The 423-nt window shown below is 48.0% G+C and carries 2 pseudogenes; both read right to left on the bottom strand.

From position 1 onward, the window contains the following. Positions 1-126 (bottom strand): annotated as a pseudogene (locus tag UF06_RS23765) (transcriptional regulator NrdR); the annotation flags it as partial. A gap of 127 nt (positions 127-253) precedes the next feature. After that, a pseudogene (locus tag UF06_RS23760) lies at positions 254-423 on the bottom strand (gamma-glutamyl-phosphate reductase); the annotation flags it as partial.

Genomic DNA, 423 nt, shown 5'->3' with positions numbered 1-423 from the left:
TTCAAACGTAGTAAAACGTTCACTACAGGCTAAACACTGGCGGCGGCGACGGACTTGATGACCATCCGCAACCAATCGGGAATCAATTACTTTTGTATCGTTCTCTGAACAAAAAGGACAATGCATATCACCTCCAAATAACGTGCCATTGGGGCCGTCCCAAAAGCCAGACTAGTGTAGCGGAATTGATATGTGAGAGAAAACAAAAAGGGGCACTAGTGCCCCTTTTTCAATCAATATCGAGTCGGATCTGTTAACTGCGTGCTAAGTAGTTCGCTTTGCCGACCCATTTGTAGCTTGTTAATTCTTCCAAGCCCATCGGGCCACGTGCATGCAGCTTTTGAGTTGAGACGGCCACTTCAGCCCCCAAGCCAAACTGAGCACCGTCAGTAAAGCGCGTTGCCGCATTCACATAAACTGCAG

Origin of the sequence: Vibrio sp. S234-5 (genome assembly GCF_000960595.1) — a bacterium.
Classification (GTDB): domain Bacteria; phylum Pseudomonadota; class Gammaproteobacteria; order Enterobacterales; family Vibrionaceae; genus Vibrio.
The sequence above is the reverse complement of the archived record's forward strand: the minus strand, read 5'-3'. Positions and strand labels throughout refer to the sequence as shown.